Genomic DNA, 21,386 nt, shown 5'->3' with positions numbered 1-21,386 from the left:
CAATGTGCCTTGCCATTCCCGGAAAACTCCTTGAACTCTCCATTGAAAACGGCCTGAAAATGGGCATTATTGATGTGAACGGTTCAAAAACAAGAGCATGTCTTGAATATGTGCCCGATATACAGGTTGGCCAGTACACCATTATTCATGCCGGTTTTGCCCTGAAAATCATTGATGATGCGGAGGCTGCCGAAAGTCTGAAACTGTGGCAGGAGCTTATTGAAAGCGGGGCGTTTCAGCCTGATGAAGAGCCCCCTTCACCCGAATTGCTGTGAAGCCGACTCCCATGAAATATATCGATGAATATCGCGATCCACAGCTTGCCCGGAAGCTGCTTGACGAGATTCGCAGAAAAACCACCCGCCACTGGACCATCATGGAGATCTGCGGTGGACAAACCCATTCGATTATCCGCAACGGCATCGATCAACTGCTGCCAGATACCATCGAACTGGTGCATGGCCCCGGTTGCCCGGTCTGTGTAACACCGCTTGAATCGATTGAGCGGGCTCTTCTTATAGCGGCAAGAAAAGAGGTGATCTTCACCAGTTTCGGCGATATGCTGCGCGTGCCTGGCAGTTCAAAAGATCTCTTTATGGTGCGCAGTGAAGGGGGCGATGTGCGCATTCTCTTTTCCCCGCTTGATGCCCTCCAGATTGCTCGTGACAATCCCTCAAAAGAGGTGGTCTTCTTTGCCGTTGGATTTGAAACTACTGCGCCAGCCAACGCCATGGCAGTCTGGCAGGCAGCGCGAGAAGGAATTGAAAATTTCAGCGTGCTGGTCAGCCAGGTCATGGTGCCGCCAGCCATGCGAGCCATTCTTTCATCTCCCGAAAACAGGGTTCAGGGCTTTCTTGCAGCAGGGCACGTTTGCGCAGTCATGGGCTACGAGGAATATGAGCCAGTCGCCCGTGAGTTTCATGTGCCGATAGTGCCGACCGGTTTTGAGCCGGTTGACCTCCTTGCCGGAATACTGAAAACGGTCGAACTGCTTGAAGAGGGGCGTGCAGAGGTTGTGAACCGCTACGGACGGGTGGTGAGTCGTGAAGGGAACCGTGTGGCGCAAGGGATTATCAGCCAGGTCTTTGAAGTAACCGACCGGCAGTGGCGGGGGATTGGCCTTATCCCCGCAAGCGGACTTGGCCTCAGGGAATCATACCGCCGCTATGATGCTGAAAAAAAGTTTGATGTTGCACACCTCTGTGCCGCCGAGTCGCCCCTCTGCATGAGCGGGAGTGTGCTGCAGGGTGTTCTCAAGCCCGACGGCTGCCCTGCATTTGCCCGTGAGTGCACCCCGGAACACCCCCTCGGCGCCACCATGGTCTCCTCCGAAGGGGCCTGTGCTGCCTATTACAACTATCACCGAAATTTCGCACTATGACCATAGCTCCTCTCTGCCCATCCCCGATCATGCAGCATGAAACCGTTCAAATGGCACATGGCGCCGGAGGGCGTCTCTCCCAGGCACTCATGCAGCGGGTTTTTATGCCGCATCTTCATAATCCTTTTCTCGATCTTCTCGACGATCAGGCGAAGCTTGATCTTCCGCCCGGAAGAGTGGCCTTTACCACCGACAGCTATGTAGTGAGTCCGGTTTTTTTCCCTGGCGGCAGTATCGGAGAGCTTTCTGTGAACGGTACGGTTAATGATCTGGCAGTAGGTGGTGCAAGGCCGCTCTATCTCAGCGCCGGGTTTGTGCTTGAGGAGGGTTTTTTGCTTGTCGAACTTGAAACCATTGTTCAAAGCATGGCCGAAGCAGCCCGGAAAGCAGGGGTGGTGATTGTTACCGGAGACACCAAGGTGGTTGGCAAAGGGCAGTGCGACAAACTCTTCATCAACACCTCGGGAATCGGTGTGATCAGGGAGGGAGCCAATCTCTCATGCCGTAATCTGCAACAAGGGACAAGCCTCATTCTTTCAGGAACCGTGGGCGATCATGGCATGGCCATCATGACCTCGCGTGAAGGGCTCTCATTCCAGTCACGCATTACGAGCGATTGCGCCGCACTTAATGGTATGATTGCTGCCATGCTCGACGCTGTGCCCGCAATTCAAGCCATGCGCGACCCGACAAGGGGAGGTGTGGCTGCAACCCTGAATGAACTTGCCGTATCCTCCGGTGTTGGTATTGAAATCAATGAAACAACCATTCCCGTAAAAGCAGAGGTGCGCGGCGCCTGCGAACTGCTTGGCATCGATCCCCTGCATGTGGCCAACGAAGGCAAACTCGTTGTGGCCGTTGCCGCCGCCGATGCCGCACAAGTTCTTGAGGTGATGCACTCCTTTGAAGAGGGGCGCGATGCCGTCATCATCGGATCAGTGACAAACGAGCACCCCGGTATGGTGGTCATGCGCACCGCATTCGGCAGCCGTCGCATTATCGACCTTCCCCTTGGCGAACAATTGCCCCGTATTTGCTGAAGGGGGCGATGGGTAACACAGAGTATCTGAATTTCAAAATGGTTTATTCTCCGTTATGAAGCATTCCACATTGGAATAAATAATTTGTTGAAGTGTATAGTATACGCTACATTTCAAAAGAAAAAGCGTTCAAATGTAGTACATATGATACAGATATGAGCGATATTCAGGAAATCGGAGAGCTTCTCTATCGTCGGAGGAAAACGTTAGGATTATCGCAGCAGCAGGTAGCCAGCGCAAATGGAATAAGCCGCGTTACGCTAAGCCGTTTTGAAAATGGCAAACTGCCGGAAATCGGTATACGAAAGGTTATGGCCATCTGCGCAACACTTGGGCTTGAACTCACCGTAAAAGATGCTTCACCGCGCCCAACCTTGCAGGAGCTGATAAACGAACGGGAGAATTAGTATGCTGGATGTATGGGTTACTCCTCATGTTGTTGGCTCACTGGAACGGTAAAAGGAGCTACTCATATTGTCAAGGGTTGGAACAACAATGAATATCCCCATTTGGCAGCTAACGAGTTTTTCTGCATGAATGCTGCCCGCCGAAGCGGGTTGGAAGTGCCGGAGTTTACTCTTTCGGAAAACAACCAGTTTCTGATAGTCAAGAGGTTTGACTTGACAGAAGAGGGGCAATATCTTGGGTTTGAGGATTTCTGTTCCCTGAATGGTATTGGTACGGCAGAAAAGTATGACGGGAGCTATGAAAAGCTGGCCAAACGGATTCGCCAGTTTGTCTCTCCTGAACTTCAGGCCTCTGCCCTGGAGGCTTACTTCCGCTCACTATCTCTTTCTTGTATCGTGAGGAACGGCGATGCCCATCTCAAAAATTTCGGAGTACTCTACACGGCATCAAACAAACCAGTGCGCCTTGCTCCCACCTACGATATCGTTTCAACAACAGCGTATATCAAAAAGGACACTCTGGCGCTTACTCTGGACGGCAGCAAGCGCTTTCCGACAGCAAAGAAACTCATTGCTTTCGCAAAAATGCACTGTAATCTTCAGCCAGCAAAAGCAAAACTCATTATCGAAGAGGTTGCCGATGCCGTTGCTGAAACCGTTGCAGGCTTGCGCCAGCATACCCTCGATTTTTCGGACTTTAAGCCTGTTGGTGAGGCCATGCTCAGAGAGTGGAATGAAGGGCTGACGGCTATCGGGCAAAATAGTTGACGGCTCCGATATGGATGCGGAAGTGGCTTTAAGTTTATGATTACCTTATGGAAAATACCTATAAATTTCCTTTCTGTGCAGAATACGATATATGATTATTCCGTCTTCTCTTTTTTCATATCCCAATCTGTATTCTCCGAAGCGGATTCTGAAAAAGTCACCCTTTTTCTTTTCTCCTTTTAACTTCTTAATGCTATGAGAGCTTTCTGAAATCGAAGGGCTGGCATAAAGTTCTTCAAGAAAAAGTTTTACCTGACTCTTTGCGGTTCGCTGACTTTCTGAATATCTTTTAAAAATGTTTTTCTGAGGATAATTTTCATAATTGCTTAATCAGTTCTCTTACCTCCTCATATTCCACAGTTTCTTCATCCTGAACTTCTTCCATAGCTTTCAGCAATCCGTCATCAAGAAGAAGTTCCTCAATTTTCTGATATATCTGATAATCAAGAATAACACTTTGTATATTTCCTGACTCGTCAGTTATATATGATTTCGCAATATTCATTTTACATTATCCTTATGTCAAAAATTCGGCTACGAGCGTAACAAGTTATTGTCACTGCAAAAATAGTTACTATTTTCCTGAATTGAGCGATTCATCCGCAATTGGTTCAAGCTTTACAGGTTTTAACTATTTATTTCTCTAATCGTTATAGATTGTGTTATATGCTATGGTGCTCTTAACCCATTGGGTTTGGCTATTTTGAAATGGGAAATCGACGCTTATTTTCATAATAATGCTTTATAAATATTATTACATAAAGCGCTTTTTCATTACTAATCGCTCAATTCAGGATTTTCATTTCCTATCGGACTGTTACGTTCACAGCTATTCCATAAACATCAGAATATGTTAAATCCTTTTAAAAACAAAAGCAGAAGCAGATTTTATTTTCCCCTCTTGTTACAAAAGCTATCCGCAACCTCTTTTAAAATATTAGTTTGAAGGTGCCAACCAAACCACAGAGTTATGAGGTCACAGTTCAAAACGTTAACCATCTACAGCAGCGTTAAAGAACCTTCCCGACATCCTGATTGATCCATTTATCGAACATCGTCAGTGCCCTCCTGATCGGGATTTTTGCAGTGCCAGTTCCGGAGCACGAGAGAGGTATCGACCGACCAGTCAGCTCTCTAGTTCAACACGTGGTGGGTCTCTTTGAAGAGGGCAAGTAACTGTTGATAGTTCATGAGCACTAATCCTTAAGGTTTTGGTATAGGCTTTCCCTGCCAAATCCGGAGTCTTCAGCTCTTTGTGTCATTTTCTTACAGGCTTCATCTCCGCGTTATCAATATGCCTGCAGTTTCATGTCAGCAGATAGTCAGAATTCTTGTGAACTTATTTTGTAGCCGGAGAAGACATTTGAGGGGGCGCCTGTTTGTCAGGTGCGTTTGTTTTTTGGATATGATTTTTTCTCTCAAAGACATTACAGCCCCATCTAAAGCGTCGAATGCGGCGCGATAGACGTGGCCAATAGACTTCTGGATGTTTTTTTGGAAATATTCACTCCCAGAAGTGTCTCCAAGGGCGGATTTATCATCGCTAAACCGCTCAACGATGATCCGCATGAGATGGTCAAAAGCGTCTCGTAATTCCTTTATTGTCTGTAAATTTGAGCGGTAATCAGGGTCCACCTCCTCAGAGGATAATATCAGTGACTTCGCCTGCATATAAAGAGATGCGAGATTTTCTAATTGAGCAATCTTTTTTGGTGAAAATCCATTCTCATTTTGTTTGCCAGGCGCAATTTCTATTATCTTTTCATCTCTAATAAGGAAGTCTCAAGTTTTTTATGCGGTTGATACGCTCTTCATATTCTCTGGCTGTGTAGAATCGTCCGGCATTGAGCCCGACAGAACCTCTGTTGCTGTCGGAGTAAAGCTTTGTTGTCTCCCGATCAACATCGGCTGCTGTTGAAAAGCCTCCATAACTCATATCTATAACCGCTGATAACCTGTCAATACCAAGGCTTTTACAGACAATGTTTCGAGTTGTTTCCGATACTCGAATCGTCATACGTTCTCCACTTTTTTCGCTGAAGGTTATTGTTTGTTCTCATTATGCATGATTTTACGAAACATAAATTAATAATCATGCAACAATAATACTTTTGGCTCCGTACCCTCCTATTCCCCCAAAATCACCTTTTGCATAAGCATCTGGTTATTGCCATAAAAGGGCACATCGGTAGCCCCGAGCACAGAAGGCGGCAGATCCTGCAACTCGTTGAGGTTGCTCATGGGTACCAGCACGAGCTTGGCTCCATTTTCGGAGAGCATTGATACTTTGTCAGAGAAGTTCATTGCCCGCTCGATGGCGCCGCCGATGGAGATGTTCCCCAGAATCGACAGGGCTGGCTTGAGGTTTCTTTTGTAGATAGCGGAGATGATGGCGACGTAGGCGGCGGCCCCTATCCCTGACGCAATCGTTGAGCCGAGGAGTGATGTCACCTGAATGGAGATATCGTAGTTCTTGAGGGAGTGCTGCTCGTTGAGGATGGTTTTCTCGTTGGCCTTGATGTATTGATAGGTGTTTTTAATGTCTTCCTTTGGTGTGGTGCTGTTGGTGCCGGAGATGTTCAGTTTTCCGCTTCCGGTAACAACGGCGGTCTCGATCCTAACCAGAGTCAGGTTCTCTCCATCGCTTGTTGCTGTGTAGCAGACGCCCGGCTGAAGGGGCGAGTTTTCGATGAGGTGAGAGCTTCGCTCTTCGGGCAGGGAGACAAAGGTTTCTTCCTGAGTGTTTTTGTCGATGTAGGAAAAGTTAGTGTCCCAGAATTCCATGCCTCCGATACGTTTGAGCTGTTCCTTCACACGACGCCTCATTTCGAGAGCAATGGTCAAATATTCCTGCACCTCCTCCCGTGTGTATTTGCCGTCAGGATGGATCAGCTTGATAAATCCTGAAACTGTTTTCTTCACAGGTTTGGTGTCACGCTGCTTAAGGTGAGAGCCGAGCGCGAAGAACTCCTCGACAACGTCGGTATGGTTTATCTTGCGTTGTGACTTGAGGCATTCCGAAAAGAAGTCCGTGCTGAAGCCGAAGTTTTTAGTGAAATGCTTTGGCGCGAACTTAGGCATTTCCCAGCCGGGCAAATAGTAGTGTATACGGTCAAGAAAGGCGGTATCGGTGTTGATTTCAGGGGAAAGCGGGCTTAAGAGGTTTGAGTTCTGCAACACGGTTTCAATCGGCTGGTTGATGTTGCCGTTCAGCACAATTGAAGCGCTGCCTGTAATTTCGCCACCGGCACCTGCACGGGAGAAGGAGCCGGATTCCATATAATCTTTCATCAGCGGGATGGCATCCCGCTCCTTGAAGAGCTTGTCGGTTGCTTCATCAAAGGTAATAGCATCCCACTGCCCGACAGCGCCAACCTTGCCGGTGGAACCGTGTACAAAGAGCTTGGCAACGGTTCCCTGCCCGCCAGAAATGACAACAGCATAAGGGGTAAGCTCCTTGAACACATAGGTTTTTCCTGTAGATCGTGGCCCTATTTCCAGAAAATTGAAGTTCGCCTCCACCAGCGGAATGAGGCGCGATATCAGGAGCAACTTGATGCGGCGGGTGATTCCTTCCGCCGAGGGTTCAATCCCTGAGCTGCGCAAAAGGATGTCGATCCACTCTTCCGTAGTGAAGTGTGAGCGGTTGCGCACAAAGTGGCCGTTCTCAAAATTGGAGAGCTGAATCGGTTTGATCTCTTCCACCACGAAGGGATAGATGGTTGAGCCAATCATGATGCCGGGATCGTATCGCATTTCGATGATTGCCCAGATACCGCCAAGCATCATCTTTTCGTGCTGGTTTACCAGGCTTTCGCTGATGTTGGCGTGCTTGATATTGCTGTTCTGCAATTTTGCCCAGTAGACATCTTTGCCGGTATCAAGTTCAACGCTGATTTTGTCGATGATTTTGTAGCGGCCCTCATTTTTGATTTTGGAATGGATAAGGGCGCTCTCTTCGGGGTTGACATAGTGGTCGCTGAGGATGCGCTTGACATTATCAAGCCCCTTTTTGATAGCCTCTTCGTCATTCGTAGAACATGAATTAGCAATCAGATATTCCAGTACGAACACAGGGACATTTTCGCCGACTTTGAGCATCTGCACCAGGTCTTTCTTGACAACAAAGCCTCGAAAATGTTCGAGAAGCTTTTCATCCAGTTGGTCTAAAACGATACTCATAGGTTACTCTCTGGTTTCAACGAACGATTTTTAAAGACCGCCAAGGTCACGAGCAACGGTTTGCGATACAGCCACCTTCGTCAGGGTCAGCCGCGACAGGGCATCCACCACAATCACCTCAATATTGAGATGGTTGTCAAATGAGAACTCCTTCTTGATGAGTTCACCCGCTTTAATGGCCACGATGTCACTCTTGTTGAACTCCTTCCCGTTGTCGATAAAGAGGAGCTGCACCTTCCGTTCCTGGGTAAAGATATCACCCGCTCCATCATCAGCTTTAAGGTGGAGTGAAAAATAGTCGCCCACAACACCGCTCAACTGCCTTTCGTTCGCCACACTGATGTTCAGTTCCTGAAGGGAAGAGATTGTGTGGCTGAAGGTTATAAAAGGAATAATCAACTCCTGAGGCGACAACCCGCCATGAGCATATCCGTACTTCCCAGGGGTTTTGAATGGTTTCATATGTTTGGCAAAGTACACGTAGTTGAACTCCTTATACTGTTGCCTGTATTCGATCAATTCAGGTGATGGACTCTGCCTGCCGGTGGTACGAATGTATCGCTCTGCCTTTGACACAATTCCTTGAAACTGCACTTCGGCCTTGTCGGACTCATCAAGAATACCGGTAAGCACAAATCCGTGGTCGGAGGTCAGCACAACCTCCTGAAAACCGTTATTGAGCAGAAACCCTACCTTTTCGGCAAGCATATTCTCAATTTCACCGATGAATTTCAGCGCTTTGTGCTGCATCTTCTCGGCTATGTCGTCAATATCCTTGCAGGAGCAGAGAAGCACATCCACTTCAGCATGTTGAAAGTTGACCTCCTCCAACTGAACAAACTCAATCCGCATTGCGACTTGTGCGGCAAGATATGCCTCTCGCCGGGACTGCAATGGCTCAACAACTCCATCGTCACGATAAAGCAGGCTCATATTGTTTTCGGTAATCGACGGAATGCCGCAGCAGCGATATTGGTTATCAACCTTGATCGTATCACTTATTTTCGCAGTGACTCTCTGTGAAATTTCATAAGAGATACCATCACCCACAATAATTGCTATCCGTCCTTGAGCGGAACGGATTCTCTCTATCAAAAGCCCCTTCTGGTTCTCCCGGTAGTCGTCGAAGTACTGAAACCACTTATGGAGAAAGGGTGAAACCAACTGGTTGTAATACTCCTGGAATGGGCGAATAACCTTTTCGTCACCCCAGAACTCCTCGTAGATGCTGCGTATAGCCGTGTCAACCCGGTAGAGTTCGGTCGTGTAAAAGGTTGTCGCCTCCTCAAGCGACGCAATCCCCTTGATTCTGGAAGTATCAAACTCCAGCAGTTGCAGCAGATGGCCCCACAACCCCTTGCGCCATTGCCTGCCGTGGCTGCTCCTGAAACGGGCGTGTATGAGCGGGAGTTTATCCTTAATGGAGACTCTGTCCGATAAGTGCGCTACCAGGTCTTTCAGCCACTGGAGATCCACCAAATCGAACGGATGGGCGGCATAAACTTTCCAAAGTTCCGGCAGCTCCAACCGGACCGGATGCTCTTGGCAATAGCCCAGCAACGAACCCTCCATCGCTTTGGAATCGCCCCACTTCTTGTACACATCGAGGTACTTCTTCTTCGGTTTACCTGTCAGCAGCGACCCCAGAATCTGCTCAGCCACCTCTTTCGCAAGGATTTCGGGGGGTTGGCTGATGTTGCCGCGCCCAAGCCAGGTATTGATTTTTTCAAAAAAGGCCGCAACCACCACTGCATCACGGGTAGCGCAGAAACCCACTGGGTCATGGAGAAAGGGGAGGATATCACTGCCGATATCAAAAAGCCGCTCTCCACCCTTGCGGCAAAGCTCCTCCCAATACTCACGTCCTTTACCAATGCTGTTGTACGCAGCAACTTTGAGTTCTTCCGGTGTAAGCGAAATGTTCAAGCCAAGCTCCTGAAAAACCCTCGCCGCCACATAATTTTCCACCATGCGGATATCCACATACCCACAGGTTTCAGCGTAGTCGCGAATAAAGGTCAGCTTGTTTTTTTGTGATGTCGCTATTATTACAACTTTATCACCCTTGTGGAATTTTTCTACAGTGTACTTGCACTCCAGCTCCTCAAGGGAGCCATGAACCACAAAAATTGTCAGCTCCTTCGTCAATACCTTGCGCAAAAGATCCAGAAGAGAGGCTTCAGCCCCCACAACTACTCTGTTTCGCCGGTCAAGGACTTTCCTGATATCCTGATTGAGCCATTTATCGAACATCGTTCATTCCCTCCTGATCGGGATTTTCGCAGTGCCCAATGCCTGCAGCCTCTTCCAGTTGCCTTTTCAGCTCCTCTTTTGAGGGCAGATAGAGCTGATACTTTGATGCAAAAATATTTGAATCCTTGGGGAGTGTCAGTTCAACCAGCGCATCATGCTTGCGATGGCACAACAGAATGCCAATGGTCGGCAGTTCATCCTCCGTTTTGACATAGCGGTCAAAGTAGTTCACATACATCTGCATCTGCCCAAGATCCTGATGCGTCAGCTTGTCGCGCTTGAGGTCAATAAGCACATAGCAGCGCAAGAGCCGATTATAAAAAACCAGATCAACATAAAAGTGGTCGTTATCGAAGGTGAACCGTTTCTGGCGAGCCTCAAAGAGAAACCCTTTGCCCAGTTCAAGCAGAAAGTGTTCGAGGTGGTCGATAATGGCCGTTTCAAGTGCATGTTCCGAATAAGCGGTTTTTTCTTCCAGATCCAGAAACTCAAGCACAAAGGGGCTTTTGATCACATCCGCCGGTTTTTCAATAATCAGCCCCTTCTCTGAGAGCTGCCGGATTCCCTCCTTGTCACGACTGAGTGCCAGCCGCTCATACAGCGAGGCCGCTATCTGCCGCTCAAGCTCTCGGGCACCCCAACTGTTTTCGCTGGCTTCAATTTCGTAGAATCGGCGCTCATCAGTGTTCGATATGGTCAGCAAAGCAACGTAATGTGTCCATCCGAGAGAAAAGCAGCCAGCCAATGTTTCGGAGAGTTCCTGAACCATTTTGGGAGCACTGGCTATGGCATCAAAAGATGTAACAGGCAGTGCCTGTTGAATCTCCGGTAGTTCACTTTGCTCACGAAAAGATTGGTCAGGCAGTGTCTGCCCAATCTTTTGGAACTCATTCTGCCTGCTTTCAGATTTTGCAGGCAGTGCCTGCAAAATTCCAGAATAGGTGAGATAGAACTTACAGCAGAGCGCGAGGCTTCGTTCTGAACAGCCTTTGATCGTCAACTGAGCCGCGATTTTTTTTAGCAAATTGGCGCCATACTCCGCTCTGTCTGAGCCGCCCTGCTCAAACTCTACAATGTACCACCCGAACAGCCAGTTCCGGATCACCAGGGAGGTATCGACCGAGCGGGCGGCTCTTTGCTGTAACTCCTGATGGGTCTCTTTGAAGAGGGCAAGTAACTGTTTATAGTTCATAGGTTTTGCGATTTACCACTCTGCATTCAGATACTTTTTGAGCTGTCCCGGATTCAGCACCTCATAAGCGATGATACCCCTCTTCTGCAAGGGAGCGATGTTTTTGCCGACACCGTCGTCGAGCTTGGGGTCGTAGCCTTCGGAGAGCAGTTCGTCAATCTTTTTCCGGAGGCTCTCAATCTCCTTGAGCTGATGGAAAATGGTATCCTTCTCCTCTTCTGCCTGTGCGCTTTTCTCGCCAAGCAGGTCTGACTGGCGGTTGCGCAGCGCCGTCTCACGCTTTTCAATATAGACCGACTTCAGGGTAAAGAGCTTGTCGCGACTCCATTTGTAGATGATGATGAAGGCATCAAATCCCTGACGTGGCCCGGAGGTGATATGCCAGATAAATGGTGTCTTTGGCAGGTACATGAAGAGGTTGAGGTGATCGGAGAGGTCGCTAAAAAAGTTTTTGTTGTTGATGTAGTCGTTGATCTCCTTGCCAAGAACGGTCGGGAAAGCGGCAAACTGCGCGGAAGTGAGCCCCTTCTCCTCAAACTTCTTTTCAATGCGGTCAATCAATATCTCTTCGCCGGTGTTACGTACCAGAGGGACAATACCGTCGTCGTCCTCATTGAGAATTTCGCGGATCAGGTCGGCGAGGAACTCCATCGCAATGGTTTTGGCCCGCTGCTGCGGCAGCACTCCACTTTTCTTGAAGAGGTACCAGACGTTAATCGGGTTGATCTTGTTCCTGATGCAGAACTCTTCGAGGTCGTTGTTGCTCTGGTAGAGCGTCTCGAACTTTGCAGTGAGGTCGGCAATCTCCTGCCCGCTCATGGTCATGGTGGGCAGGGATTCAATGAAAGTAAAGATTTTATCAAGCGGGAACTCTGCCGTGACCTCTGTTTCAGTCAGATATGCTGCGCGGGCTTCGGGAAATACAGGGAGACCACCGATGGATTCGCCCTCTTTGGCAAGCACCATTGCCTTGTCTTCAGGGGTGAGTTCGTAGACTTCGAAGATCTTTTCGTTGATGATGGCTTCGTTGAGCAGGACTTGGGTGAGGAGGTGGTTTTCGTAGGTGAAAAAAGATTTGATCTTTTCTCGAAGGTCTATATTTGAAATGCCAATCAAAAAAGGATTAGCTTCATAGTTTGATTCCACCAAAGAAAATGAATATAACCGTTTTTTTACGTCAATCGCCGTATTTGAAAAATACGTAATAGAGTCCTCAAGCTTTTTTGTTGGAAGACAAAAAGGAACCCTATTTAAATCCCCTTGTGTAGTATTTACTGTAGGATTAAGAGACCCAAGAAGGTATGCGGAAAGCTTTGAATTTAAAAAAGCAATCACATAAGGAATGTTGTTAAAAGCTTTAGGAATAATTCCGGGGCCGCCGCCTGAAAATATTTGCCCTGTTTGCATATACCTAAAACATATGCCTTTCGAGCCACTGCTTCCATATGTTATCCCTGCCTTAAAATACAAGGATTCATTCTGAGGCCGTGATTTTTGTTTGCCTTGATCATCACAAAAATTTTTAATCTCATACCCATTGTCCTCCCAATTTACCAATAACCAATTATTTCCAAGCCATTTACAGTATATACCTCCTTTAGGATAAAAGAACCATTTTTGATTCGCTAAAATATTTTCTTCTGCATAATCATTAAAAACCTCCCATGTGTACCTCAAGAATCTCTCATTGTTTGAAGTAACTAAACCTTGAGCGACATAAAATGAATCTTGAAGAGCATTACTTCCAAACTTCTCCCGAAAAGCATCACTAATCCAGTAAATAAATGGCCATGACTTGATGATTTTCAGCTTGTCTTGATTAATGAGAATATTATGTTTATCCGTCTTTCCTGAAACAAAATTCTCCAGAGCTGTGAGAGCATAATCTTTCTTGAATTTCTCCTGTGGAGTACGGGTATACTGATCCAGTGAAATAAAGAGTGATTTGTCATTGGTCGTTATCCCTTTTTCCAGAACATAAAACGCAGGGTCAACCATTATGGAGCCAAAGAGGTTGCTCAAGCCATAATCGACAAAAATATTGATATGCAAATTGTTAAGGATATATTCCCGAACCCCCTCAAAGGTTTTGATATACATGAAGGTGAGCGGATGAATCATCGCAATCTTGCCGGTATCAGTGATAATCTCCGCACATCGTTTTATAAAAGTCGCATAGAGGTTTGAGTGAAATCCATAAGGCTTCTTGTAATTCCCTTCAATAAAAGCTTTCAACTCCTTCCCGAAATCACTTGAATCGGTATAGGGCGGATTCGCCACCGCTACATCGTACTTCCGGGTCATGATCTCCAGAAAGGTGATGGCATCATTACTCTTGCTCCGCAAAAAGCTGTTGCCGCTGCTTTGGCTGTATGCCGATACGGCGTTGTGCAAATCACGGAACAGCTCCGCTTTGAACTTTTCCTGGCTCTCAAATTCAGCCGTGGCAAAAAGATCCTGCTGGTCAGCTTTTGCCTTTTCAAAGAGTGATGCAAAATTGGCATTGAAGCGTTCTTCAATCCTGATGAGTGAGCCAAACTGGTATGCTCGCTGCAGGTCGGCCCAGATTGCCTTGATCAAACTCATCTGCTGGGAGTCGGTAGCCAGACTGCCGGAGAAGGAGCTTGCCACCACATCAAAATCGGGCAGGTAAAAATCGGAGGAGACCACATTGAAGCGCTCGATATGGATGCGGCTGTTCCGTCGCAATGCCTTAATGTAGAGACCCAACTGCGCAATCTGGATTGCCCTGTCATCGAGGTCAACACCGTAGAGGTTGTGCTCAATAATGAGCTTCCCGATCTCCTCTTCGTCATACTCAGCGCCATAGTTCTCAATCTGGTCGAGGTAGAGGTCATAAAAGAGGTCGAAGGCGTAGAGCAGAAAGTTTGCGGAGCCTGTTGCCGGGTCAATCAGCCGAATTTCAGTCAAGGGTTTCGGCTCGCGCACCCGTGTGGCGGGGATGTTGGCAATTTTGTACTTTCGCCCAATCTCTGAATCTGGGTACATCTCCAGATAGAGTTTGCCGAGGGAGTTGTTCACCAGAAACTCAACAACCCAGCGCGGCGTATAGACCTGGGAGGAGAGGGCAACCTTGTCGAACTCGATCTTGTCGCCAGACTCCTTAAATGCTTGTTTTTTGGAGAGGTTGTAGCTTTCGTAAAGCCACCCCATAATGTCGTCCGAGAGCCAGATTTCAGAGCCAACATCACTGTCCTCCTCAACGGCATTGAATGCGCCGATAATGGCGTTCAGGTCGAGCACGTAGGGAAGCATGTCGTAGGTGCTCTCACGGGAGTAGAGTCGGATTTTGTCGCTGAGGGTGTCGAAGGCAAAGCGGATATAGAAGAGCAATCCCTCAAGCTCTTCGGAAGACATGAACGGGTTTTGTTCCAGCCATGCACGGTGGCCAAAAGAGTGACCGCCATTTTCAGCCCGTTTGGTGAGCACTTCGGGGAACATCCGGTGTGCCTCCATCACCTTGAGCGCGGCAAGCCGGTTGAAGAGGGTAAAGGTGTAGTCGTCAAGCGCTTTCTGGTAGGCTGCGGCAGGTGTGCCGGTCTCTTTGTTGTGGCTTTCAAGGATGGCATCAAGCGTTGCCCGAAGCTCTTGCTGTGGCTGGTCGAGGGTGGCAGGTTCACTCTGGCGCTCTGCTGTGATACCGAGCCGGGCAAACTGGTTCGCAAAGGCTGACGAAATCAGCTCACGGATACTCTTGACGTGGTCGGAAAGTTTCATTGTTCGGGGCCTTTGCCTTTTTAGAGGTCTATTTCAATTTGGTCACTCTCCTGCATTCCGGCAACCTGTTGTAACTGGAGCTGAAGCATCTGCTTGAATGCCCCGACCGTTGTGGTGCGGGCAATTTTGAGCGAGATCCGTTTTAATGCTTTCGGTGGTGGTATGGGGATGACTTCTCCGCTATTGCTCTCTTCCACCGGTACGGGGGCAGGAGGAGCTTCCTTGACAATACTCATTGCGGCAACCTCCAGCTCGGCAAGCTTCTGCGGAGCAAGCGCGGTGCAGGTGATCATCTCCGAGAGTGAAAAGTGGGAACTGGCGCACTTGATGGTGTAGTCGAGCTTGACCTCTTGATTGATGCGCTTTTCAGCATACTCTTTGACGAACTGAACCTGCCGCAACAGGTCACGGTTCTGTGTTTCGGGATAGCTGTTGATCTCTGTGATGAGTGCGGTTGCGACGGCAAGCAGCTCCCGGTTTGCGTCGCTGGCCGTTGTATTGGCATCAACCATCAGGGTGTGGTAAAAGTCCTTGAGCTTCTGCCCTTCAACAAGAATCTCCCTATACCCTTCAACCACGGATGATGAGTAGATTTCATCAAAGCGTGTAATGGTCTCCTGAATTTCGCGGCTGGTGACGTTGGCCTTTTCAAGCTCGATTTTCAGCTCATCAACAAAGCGCTTGATGAATCTGGCTTTTTGCAGGTTCGACTTGATGAATTTTTCAATCTTCTCGATTTTTTTGACCGTTGCCTCAAACACCGCCTGATTGAGTAGGAAGTTGTCAGCCGTGTCAAGAAAGTTGCCCTCAGTCACCTTGCCGGAAAACTGGTGCAGTTTGCCAATAAGGGTGGTTTCGCTGCCAAAGAGCGGTTCAAAGTCCGTTACGGTCTTTTTCAGCGTCCGGACGGCGTTGATGTAGTACTCCGAGAGGGCACGGATGGCCTCAATGAGCGCAAAGTCATTGCTGTTCCAGTCAACCCGCTCTTTGGTCACCTCTTCGATCTTGAGGGCTCGAAGCAGGGTGACCATATCGGATTTCTGGGCGGTCGTCAGCGATTTGGAGAGTGACTTGAAGGAGGCTTTCTGGAAGTTCCGGCTGGAGCTGAAGATGCTTTCGACAACATCGTCGCGGTACGAAAAAATATCTTTGGCGTTGAACCTGGCGGTGAGGCGACCGGTACGAAAGAGTACAGCCACAAGGGTAGCTACCGTGCCATATTCGTAGCCGGTGGGGGCGCTCTTTAACTCCAGTTCAAGATCTTTGCCACTGAGGTATTGGCTTTTGATTTTGGCGGTTACCGACTCAATGCACTCAAGAGTGTCGCCCACGAAGTTGCCGTTGGAGTCGAAAAAGGTAAAGTCGTTGCCGCCGTTTTCACTGAAATTGAACTTTGGCAGCTTGTCGTTCTGCCGCTCCTTTATAATTGAGGTAGCCAGCGCTTCGGAGAGCTGCCTGGAGGGGCGTTTGTAAAAAACATTATCGAGCACCTTTTTTTGAAGGGTGTTTATTTCACTCTTGAAACTGGCTTCACTGAGCTGCACCGTATTGAAGAGGTAGATCGCTTTGGCGTTGGTATAGGCGCTGTTGATCAGGTTAAGGAGATCCTTTTCCCGTTCGTCCCGGATGACCGAGAATGAGCGGATGATTTGCTTGATGGTTGCATCGCTGTCGTTTTTGTACTTGTCGTCCATGTAGGCGAATCGCAGGATCTCCTCAATCAGGTGGCTGATGGTGCTGAATTGTGCGTTGTCGGGGAGAAGTGTGATTTTGTGCTTGATGTCGCGGGTCTGCTGTTTGATGCTCTCCATGAAGTCGAGCCGGTTTTCGGTGATGCTGTAGAGGCTGCACACCTCTATCTGGAGATCCTTGTTTGATGAGCCCATAAGTTCATCGCCAAGGTCAGTGGTAACATGAAAATTGTAGGTGACGCTCTTGTCGCTGATGGTTCCGATTGAGCGGATGGAGCTGTTTTTCTGCAATCGGGCGACCAGCTCATTTTTGCGTTTGAAGTGCTCAACCGTAAAATCCTTCATTTCATCGAGGAGCTTTGTCTCCAGATCAGAAGTGATTTTGAAGGAGTTGTTGCTCTCAAGAAGTACTTTTGCCGTGGTCAAGGTTGTAAGCGCCTCTTCAATCAGGGGCTTTACGCTGTAGTAGTCGTCAACTGTAGAGATGTAGACTTTGGTGATGTTCTCAGCCGTAGTTGCAACAAGCTCTGATACCGAGAGAAAGTGGATGGCCTTGAGCAGCCGGATGCCGTCAATGGCTGACTCTTTGAGCATCTGGCGGGCAAGGTCGTACTTGTTGACCAGGGCAGCGGTTGGGGCCGTCTGCGCTTCGTCACAGATGTCAAAGGCGGTGGCAAAATTGTATGCATTGAGCTTGCCAAGCTTGTTGCGAAGAACGTCGAAGGTGGTGATAATCATCCCTCGGGCAGCCACCTGCGAGGCCGTCAGGGCGTTGGAGGCAAAGAGAAAATTCTGCAGCAACTGGAACTGGTAGTGGTGGAAAGGGTAGTAGATGGTGAACAGCTCCCTGTTCTCTGACTTGGTCGGGATGGAGGCTTTGAGGTTGGTGATGTCGGCAATTTTCCCTGCGTTCTGGTCGAAAAAGGTGTTGAGCAACTGTTGCCCTTCGTCACTTTTCTGGAGCAGGCGGCTGCGGATAATGACATCGACTTCAGTTGATTCAAGGTGAATCTTGGTTTTAAAGCGATCAGTCACTTTGGTGAGCTGACTCTTGCTGATACTGTTGTTGTTGATCACATCGTCGAGCTTCTCCTGGGCAATGGCGATGGTCCAGACTCTGGAGGCGATGGCGGAGAGTGATTCGCTTAGCCCTTCAAGGTCAAGCAGAGTAAACTTTTTCTGGCTGATGGCTTCGCTTGCTTCGTCAAAAATAAAGACGATTGTTTCGCCTTGCTGCTTTTCGAGGTAGCGGCTCAGTTCATCCTTGAGCTTCGATGCGCTGAAGCTGTCAATGATCGAGTTCAGATGGATGACGGTTTCGTCGTACTCCTGTTCGGTATATTTCCATGCGGTCAAGACTTTGCGAATGGTTGAGGGGACGCGCATGGAGCTTGCCCGAATGCTCTGCCACTCTTCACCCGTGAGCAGCTTTACCTTCTCTACAAAGGCTGGATAGTGGCCGTCAAGAAAGAGCTGATACTCAATATAGCCGTACACAGAGTCAAGAAATCCGAGGCTTTTCAAAAAATTGCGGAAGAGGGTAAAGGTCAGCCCCTTGTCGGTGTTCTGTTTGGCGATGTCGAGAGAGATAACCCGGTTGTTGCTACTGGCGAATTTGCGCAGGTCGTTTTCGATAAGGGCGGCATCATTGAGCCCGGAGAGTCGCGGGATGATGCGCTCTATGGCTTGGGTTCCCATAATTACCCTGTTGTCGAGCAGGTAGCCAAGCATCTTGCCAAAATAGGATTTGCCGGAGCCGTAAAAACCTGAGAGCCAGACGCCAGTCTCCTTGATGCTGGAGTTATATTTTGAGGCAAAGGTGGAGAGGTGACGGCCAATATTTTCGGTGATAATGTAGTTGTCGATCTCGTAACGAATCTCCTCTTCAACCTGCTCTTCAAGGTCAATGACATTCTTGATATCAATATCGAGGTTGAGACTCAACAGCTCTTTGATTTTGGGCATAGGGCACTCCACTATTTGACAAGATGGCATCGGTAGTTTGATGCCTGTTTATGGTTGAGGAAGAGCAGTTCGTTGTTCATGTAGCTGGCAGGATAGAAGATGACAAGCGGTATACCCTGCATCATCACGGTTTTGTGTTCCATAATGTTGACATTCTCAATGCCGGTACCTTCAAGAGCGCCGGTGTGAATGAGAAAGGCTGTTTTTTCAACACGGCTTGCCTGGCATATCTCCGTGACAATCAAGGAGAAGAGGCAGTTTGGGTATTCGTTTGTGAACACCTTGAATGAGGTGCTGCTGTTCTCGCGGTAAAATGCCTTGAAACCCTCCAGCGCCTTACGCTCCTTGTCTGTTCCGTTGACGCTGTTGTATTCATCACCAAGCAGGTCAATGCTTTTGACAAACAGCTCCGCGATATCAATAAAATAACCGTCCGGATAGAGTTCTCTCGCCTTAGCGATATACTCCTCCTCTTCTGCCGGGGGATAGACAAATAAAACGGTGTTTCCACCGTTTGCCGTTCGCTTTAGTTGCGTCCGGTTGTCTTCATGTAAAACCACACGAAGATCATCGAATTTCTGCTTTTGTTCAGTGAGAAATGGCATCAACAAGCTCCTGTGGTGACAATTTTAACTGCACAGTCAAGGCCTCACCGGTAGAGGCTATATTGATAAATGGCATGAAGCTGATGTTTTTCAGCGACAGAATCAACTGCTCTCGTTCAAGAAACAAGAACTCCCGATATGGCGATTTCAGAATATCGGTGGCAGCATCATCCACACTGAGGATAACATACAAAAAGAAAAGAAGTTCATCCTCAGAAAGCCTGATATTGAGCAACCGTTTTTTTACTGCACCCTCAACCATTCCCAGCTTCTTGAGAATCGTGAGATACTTTGAACCAATTTTTTCCAGAGTCGAATCCGAGAATTTTTTCAACGGCAGAGAGTGACTCTGGCGATCTTTCAGGTAGGCAAAGATTTCATCCCCGGCAATTGTTGTCCGACCGGAAAAGTAGACCTTCAGATAAACCTCTTTGGTAAGAATCCGGAAAAGATCGTTCCCGGCAAGTAACTGCAAAAAAATAGCCCACCGTTTCAGAGTTTCCAGACCGGGGGCATTAAAAAGTGCCACCATTAACTGCCGGTGCCGTTCACTGGCAAAAACCAGAATGGTACGCTCCACTGCGGCAAGAAAGCGCTTTCGGGTGCTTTCCGTCCGAAAATCGAAGGCGTTGTTGGTCACCAGTAACTCCCTGAGATCAACCCGCCCCTTTCCTTTGGCAAACTCTGCCAGCGCAACCTCAATCAGCCGGAAATCCGGAATGCTGCCAATGACATTGATGTCTGCGTTATATACTTCCATTACTTTTTCATCTACCAGAAATGTCCTTTCGAGGGGAGCTTGTACAGTAACTCCGAGAGGTGATGTTCGCTTGCGATGTCTAAATTATGATGATTTCGGCATGATTTCAAACTCTGACTTCGAGCGGTAAAAGCAGACATCGAATTCCATAAAAAAATTCGTTTGCCCGAGAATCAGCGGCACATCACTTTTAACCCATGCAAAAACGAGACGTACAGGTTCAAAATCTCCTATTTTTGCTATGGCACTCAACGGTATTGCTGGCAAATTCCCCAAGTTGCCTGACAGCCGGATGTTTGCTTTTTGATCATCCCAGATTTCTCCAAGCTGAAGACCTGCCTCATACGGAAGCACGTTGACCGTTGCGCCGCTGTCAACCAGGCCGACAACCTCAACCTGCTGATTGTTACAAAAGAGAGGAAATGTCAGACGGGGAAGACTGTCATATTCATTTTGCGACGGATTGCTGACAGAGTATCTGAATTTCAAAATGTTTGACTATTCGTATTCGTTATTTCGAGTTTATTCATCAATATCTCTGCCACTCCGAACGTATTGTACGGTGTTGGCATTTCGTAAATTTTGCCCTGTTCAAGCGGAAAAACATTTCCCTCAGCATCAAGCTGTTCCGCTATAATCCGAATCAGTCTGAGTTTGTCAACTATCCGTAACTGCTGAACAAACGGAAGAATATCTGTCAAAGTCATAATTTCATTTCTCTGCTGTTCACTAAAGATGCTGTTTCGAAACGCGTCTTACTAATCGTCTTATCTCATTTATTTAAAATCATATACAAGAAAAACTCGCTGTTTCTGCTCCCTTGGCTTGTACAGATCCGCAATAAACTAAAGGTAAAGGTAGCAAAAGATCCTCAAACAATTATTCAACAATAATACTTCGTGCTTCATTTCACCTCCTCACTCCCCCAAAATCACCTTCTGCATCAGCATCTGGTTATTGCTGTAAAACGGCACATCCGTTGCTCCGAGCACTGAAGGCGGCAGATCCTGTAACTCAAGGTGGGTCTCTTTGAAGAGGGCAAGTAACTGTTGATAGTTCATGAACACTGATCTTTAAAGTACAGACGCCACCTTTGGTGTTACAGTCTTAATCGTGTTTAACAGCTTATCCTCTGATTTTTTTGCATGATAGAGATCCCATCGCTGTTGGAGATTCATCCAGTAGTCAGCCGACATGCCAAAAAATTTGGCTAACCGTAAGGCTGTTGCCGGTGTCACACCCCGTCGGCCATTAATGATTTCATTGACCCGCTGATAAGGAACATGGATAGCGTCAGCTAACTGACGCTGAGTGATTTTCATAGGGTTCAAAAATTCCTCCAGCAGCATTTCTCCGGGATGAGTCGGTGCCCGATGCGTTGGTATGCGTATCATAGTCACTTCT

General features: G+C 47.9%; 19 protein-coding genes. 5 read left to right on the top strand and 14 right to left on the bottom strand.

Going from position 1 to position 21,386, the window contains the following annotated elements; all coding sequences use genetic code 11:
• Positions 1 to 2 precede the first annotated feature (2 nt).
• The 5 genes from PPHA_RS10165 to PPHA_RS10145 all read left to right on the top strand — a co-directional run bounded on the left by PPHA_RS10165 (position 3) and on the right by PPHA_RS10145 (position 3,596).
• Positions 3 to 275, top strand: a complete 273-nt coding sequence (locus PPHA_RS10165; protein WP_012508736.1) for a HypC/HybG/HupF family hydrogenase formation chaperone — start codon at positions 3 to 5, stop codon at positions 273 to 275.
• Positions 276 to 286: 11 nt separating this feature from the next.
• On the top strand, positions 287 to 1,381 hold the full coding sequence (hypD, locus tag PPHA_RS10160) for a hydrogenase formation protein HypD (RefSeq protein WP_012508735.1): 1,095 nt from the start codon (positions 287 to 289) through the stop codon (positions 1,379 to 1,381).
• Positions 1,378 to 2,421 carry a hydrogenase expression/formation protein HypE gene (hypE, locus tag PPHA_RS10155; RefSeq protein WP_012508734.1) on the top strand — a complete coding sequence of 348 codons (1,044 nt, stop codon included), beginning with the start codon at positions 1,378 to 1,380 and terminating at the stop codon, positions 2,419 to 2,421. Before hypD ends, hypE begins: the two co-directional genes overlap by 4 nt.
• A gap of 155 nt (positions 2,422 to 2,576) precedes the next feature.
• Complete coding sequence (locus tag PPHA_RS10150; protein WP_012508733.1) at positions 2,577 to 2,828, top strand: helix-turn-helix domain-containing protein; 252 nt, start codon at positions 2,577 to 2,579, stop codon at positions 2,826 to 2,828.
• 12 nt (positions 2,829 to 2,840) lie between these two features.
• Positions 2,841 to 3,596 (top strand): HipA domain-containing protein, encoded by a 756-nt coding sequence (locus tag PPHA_RS10145; RefSeq protein WP_012508732.1) that lies wholly within the window; start codon positions 2,841 to 2,843, stop codon positions 3,594 to 3,596.
• Positions 3,597 to 3,641: 45 nt separating this feature from the next.
• On the opposite strand, the gene PPHA_RS16815 is transcribed toward PPHA_RS10145, so the two are convergent.
• The 14 genes from PPHA_RS16815 to PPHA_RS10080 all read right to left on the bottom strand — a co-directional run bounded on the left by PPHA_RS16815 (position 3,642) and on the right by PPHA_RS10080 (position 21,376).
• Positions 3,642 to 3,893: a type II toxin-antitoxin system RelE family toxin gene (locus PPHA_RS16815; protein ID WP_083765327.1), complete on the bottom strand. Its 252-nt coding sequence runs from the start codon at positions 3,891 to 3,893 to the stop codon at positions 3,642 to 3,644.
• A gap of 19 nt (positions 3,894 to 3,912) precedes the next feature.
• On the bottom strand, positions 3,913 to 4,101 hold the full coding sequence (locus tag PPHA_RS10140) for a hypothetical protein (RefSeq protein ID WP_012508731.1): 189 nt from the start codon (positions 4,099 to 4,101) through the stop codon (positions 3,913 to 3,915).
• 1,263 nt (positions 4,102 to 5,364) lie between these two features.
• Complete coding sequence (locus PPHA_RS10130) at positions 5,365 to 5,613, bottom strand: hypothetical protein (RefSeq protein ID WP_012508729.1); 249 nt, start codon at positions 5,611 to 5,613, stop codon at positions 5,365 to 5,367.
• Positions 5,614 to 5,723: 110 nt separating this feature from the next.
• Positions 5,724 to 7,778 (bottom strand): protease Lon-related BREX system protein BrxL, encoded by a 2,055-nt coding sequence (brxL, locus tag PPHA_RS10125; protein WP_012508728.1) that lies wholly within the window; start codon positions 7,776 to 7,778, stop codon positions 5,724 to 5,726.
• Between the two features lie 30 nt (positions 7,779 to 7,808).
• A complete protein-coding gene (locus PPHA_RS10120) occupies positions 7,809 to 10,031 on the bottom strand; it encodes a PglZ domain-containing protein (protein ID WP_012508727.1) in 2,223 nt (740 codons plus the stop codon).
• Positions 10,021 to 11,223 (bottom strand): PDDEXK nuclease domain-containing protein, encoded by a 1,203-nt coding sequence (locus tag PPHA_RS10115; protein ID WP_012508726.1) that lies wholly within the window; start codon positions 11,221 to 11,223, stop codon positions 10,021 to 10,023. The genes PPHA_RS10120 and PPHA_RS10115 overlap by 11 nt, the downstream gene beginning before the upstream one ends.
• Before the next feature lie 12 nt (positions 11,224 to 11,235).
• Positions 11,236 to 14,961 carry an Eco57I restriction-modification methylase domain-containing protein gene (locus PPHA_RS10110; protein ID WP_012508725.1) on the bottom strand — a complete coding sequence of 1,242 codons (3,726 nt, stop codon included), beginning with the start codon at positions 14,959 to 14,961 and terminating at the stop codon, positions 11,236 to 11,238.
• 20 nt (positions 14,962 to 14,981) lie between these two features.
• Positions 14,982 to 18,617, bottom strand: coding sequence for a BREX system P-loop protein BrxC (brxC, locus tag PPHA_RS10105; RefSeq protein WP_012508724.1), 3,636 nt, complete (start codon positions 18,615 to 18,617; stop codon positions 14,982 to 14,984).
• Between the two features lie 11 nt (positions 18,618 to 18,628).
• On the bottom strand, positions 18,629 to 19,222 hold the full coding sequence (locus tag PPHA_RS10100; protein ID WP_012508723.1) for a hypothetical protein: 594 nt from the start codon (positions 19,220 to 19,222) through the stop codon (positions 18,629 to 18,631).
• Positions 19,206 to 19,982: a BrxA family protein gene (locus tag PPHA_RS10095; protein ID WP_012508722.1), complete on the bottom strand. Its 777-nt coding sequence runs from the start codon at positions 19,980 to 19,982 to the stop codon at positions 19,206 to 19,208. The genes PPHA_RS10100 and PPHA_RS10095 overlap by 17 nt, the downstream gene beginning before the upstream one ends.
• Positions 19,983 to 20,066: 84 nt before the next feature.
• Positions 20,067 to 20,471 carry a pepsin/retropepsin-like aspartic protease family protein gene (locus PPHA_RS10090; RefSeq protein ID WP_012508721.1) on the bottom strand — a complete coding sequence of 135 codons (405 nt, stop codon included), beginning with the start codon at positions 20,469 to 20,471 and terminating at the stop codon, positions 20,067 to 20,069.
• On the bottom strand, positions 20,468 to 20,689 hold the full coding sequence (locus PPHA_RS10085; RefSeq protein WP_012508720.1) for a hypothetical protein: 222 nt from the start codon (positions 20,687 to 20,689) through the stop codon (positions 20,468 to 20,470). Before PPHA_RS10085 ends, PPHA_RS10090 begins: the two co-directional genes overlap by 4 nt.
• A 210-nt stretch (positions 20,690 to 20,899) precedes the next feature.
• The gene (locus PPHA_RS16005; protein WP_190273987.1) at positions 20,900 to 21,043 is read right to left on the bottom strand and encodes a hypothetical protein; all 144 of its coding nucleotides are present in this window, start codon (positions 21,041 to 21,043) and stop codon (positions 20,900 to 20,902) included.
• A 12-nt stretch (positions 21,044 to 21,055) separates the two neighbouring features.
• A complete protein-coding gene (locus PPHA_RS10080) occupies positions 21,056 to 21,376 on the bottom strand; it encodes a HigA family addiction module antitoxin (protein WP_012508719.1) in 321 nt (106 codons plus the stop codon).
• Positions 21,377 to 21,386: the final 10 nt, after the last annotated feature.

Origin of the sequence: Pelodictyon phaeoclathratiforme BU-1 (genome assembly GCF_000020645.1) — a bacterium.
Lineage (GTDB): Bacteria > Bacteroidota > Chlorobiia > Chlorobiales > Chlorobiaceae > Chlorobium > Chlorobium phaeoclathratiforme.
The sequence above is the reverse complement of the archived record's forward strand: the minus strand, read 5'-3'. Positions and strand labels throughout refer to the sequence as shown.

Coding starts and splice junctions, on each gene's coding strand:
- PPHA_RS10165 (WP_012508736.1), top strand. CDS start 3: ATGTGCCTTGCCATTCCCGGAAAACTCCTTGAACTCTCCATTGAAAAC.
- hypD (WP_012508735.1), top strand. CDS start 287: ATGAAATATATCGATGAATATCGCGATCCACAGCTTGCCCGGAAGCTG.
- hypE (WP_012508734.1), top strand. CDS start 1,378: ATGACCATAGCTCCTCTCTGCCCATCCCCGATCATGCAGCATGAAACC.
- PPHA_RS10150 (WP_012508733.1), top strand. CDS start 2,577: ATGAGCGATATTCAGGAAATCGGAGAGCTTCTCTATCGTCGGAGGAAA.
- PPHA_RS10145 (WP_012508732.1), top strand. CDS start 2,841: ATGGGTTACTCCTCATGTTGTTGGCTCACTGGAACGGTAAAAGGAGCT.
- PPHA_RS10140 (WP_012508731.1), bottom strand. CDS start 4,101: ATGAATATTGCGAAATCATATATAACTGACGAGTCAGGAAATATACAA.
- PPHA_RS10130 (WP_012508729.1), bottom strand. CDS start 5,613: ATGACGATTCGAGTATCGGAAACAACTCGAAACATTGTCTGTAAAAGC.
- brxL (WP_012508728.1), bottom strand. CDS start 7,778: ATGAGTATCGTTTTAGACCAACTGGATGAAAAGCTTCTCGAACATTTT.
- PPHA_RS10120 (WP_012508727.1), bottom strand. CDS start 10,031: ATGTTCGATAAATGGCTCAATCAGGATATCAGGAAAGTCCTTGACCGG.
- PPHA_RS10115 (WP_012508726.1), bottom strand. CDS start 11,223: ATGAACTATAAACAGTTACTTGCCCTCTTCAAAGAGACCCATCAGGAG.
- PPHA_RS10110 (WP_012508725.1), bottom strand. CDS start 14,961: ATGAAACTTTCCGACCACGTCAAGAGTATCCGTGAGCTGATTTCGTCA.
- brxC (WP_012508724.1), bottom strand. CDS start 18,617: ATGCCCAAAATCAAAGAGCTGTTGAGTCTCAACCTCGATATTGATATC.
- PPHA_RS10100 (WP_012508723.1), bottom strand. CDS start 19,222: ATGCCATTTCTCACTGAACAAAAGCAGAAATTCGATGATCTTCGTGTG.
- PPHA_RS10095 (WP_012508722.1), bottom strand. CDS start 19,982: ATGGAAGTATATAACGCAGACATCAATGTCATTGGCAGCATTCCGGAT.
- PPHA_RS10085 (WP_012508720.1), bottom strand. CDS start 20,689: ATGACTTTGACAGATATTCTTCCGTTTGTTCAGCAGTTACGGATAGTT.
- PPHA_RS16005 (WP_190273987.1), bottom strand. CDS start 21,043: ATGAACTATCAACAGTTACTTGCCCTCTTCAAAGAGACCCACCTTGAG.
- PPHA_RS10080 (WP_012508719.1), bottom strand. CDS start 21,376: ATGATACGCATACCAACGCATCGGGCACCGACTCATCCCGGAGAAATG.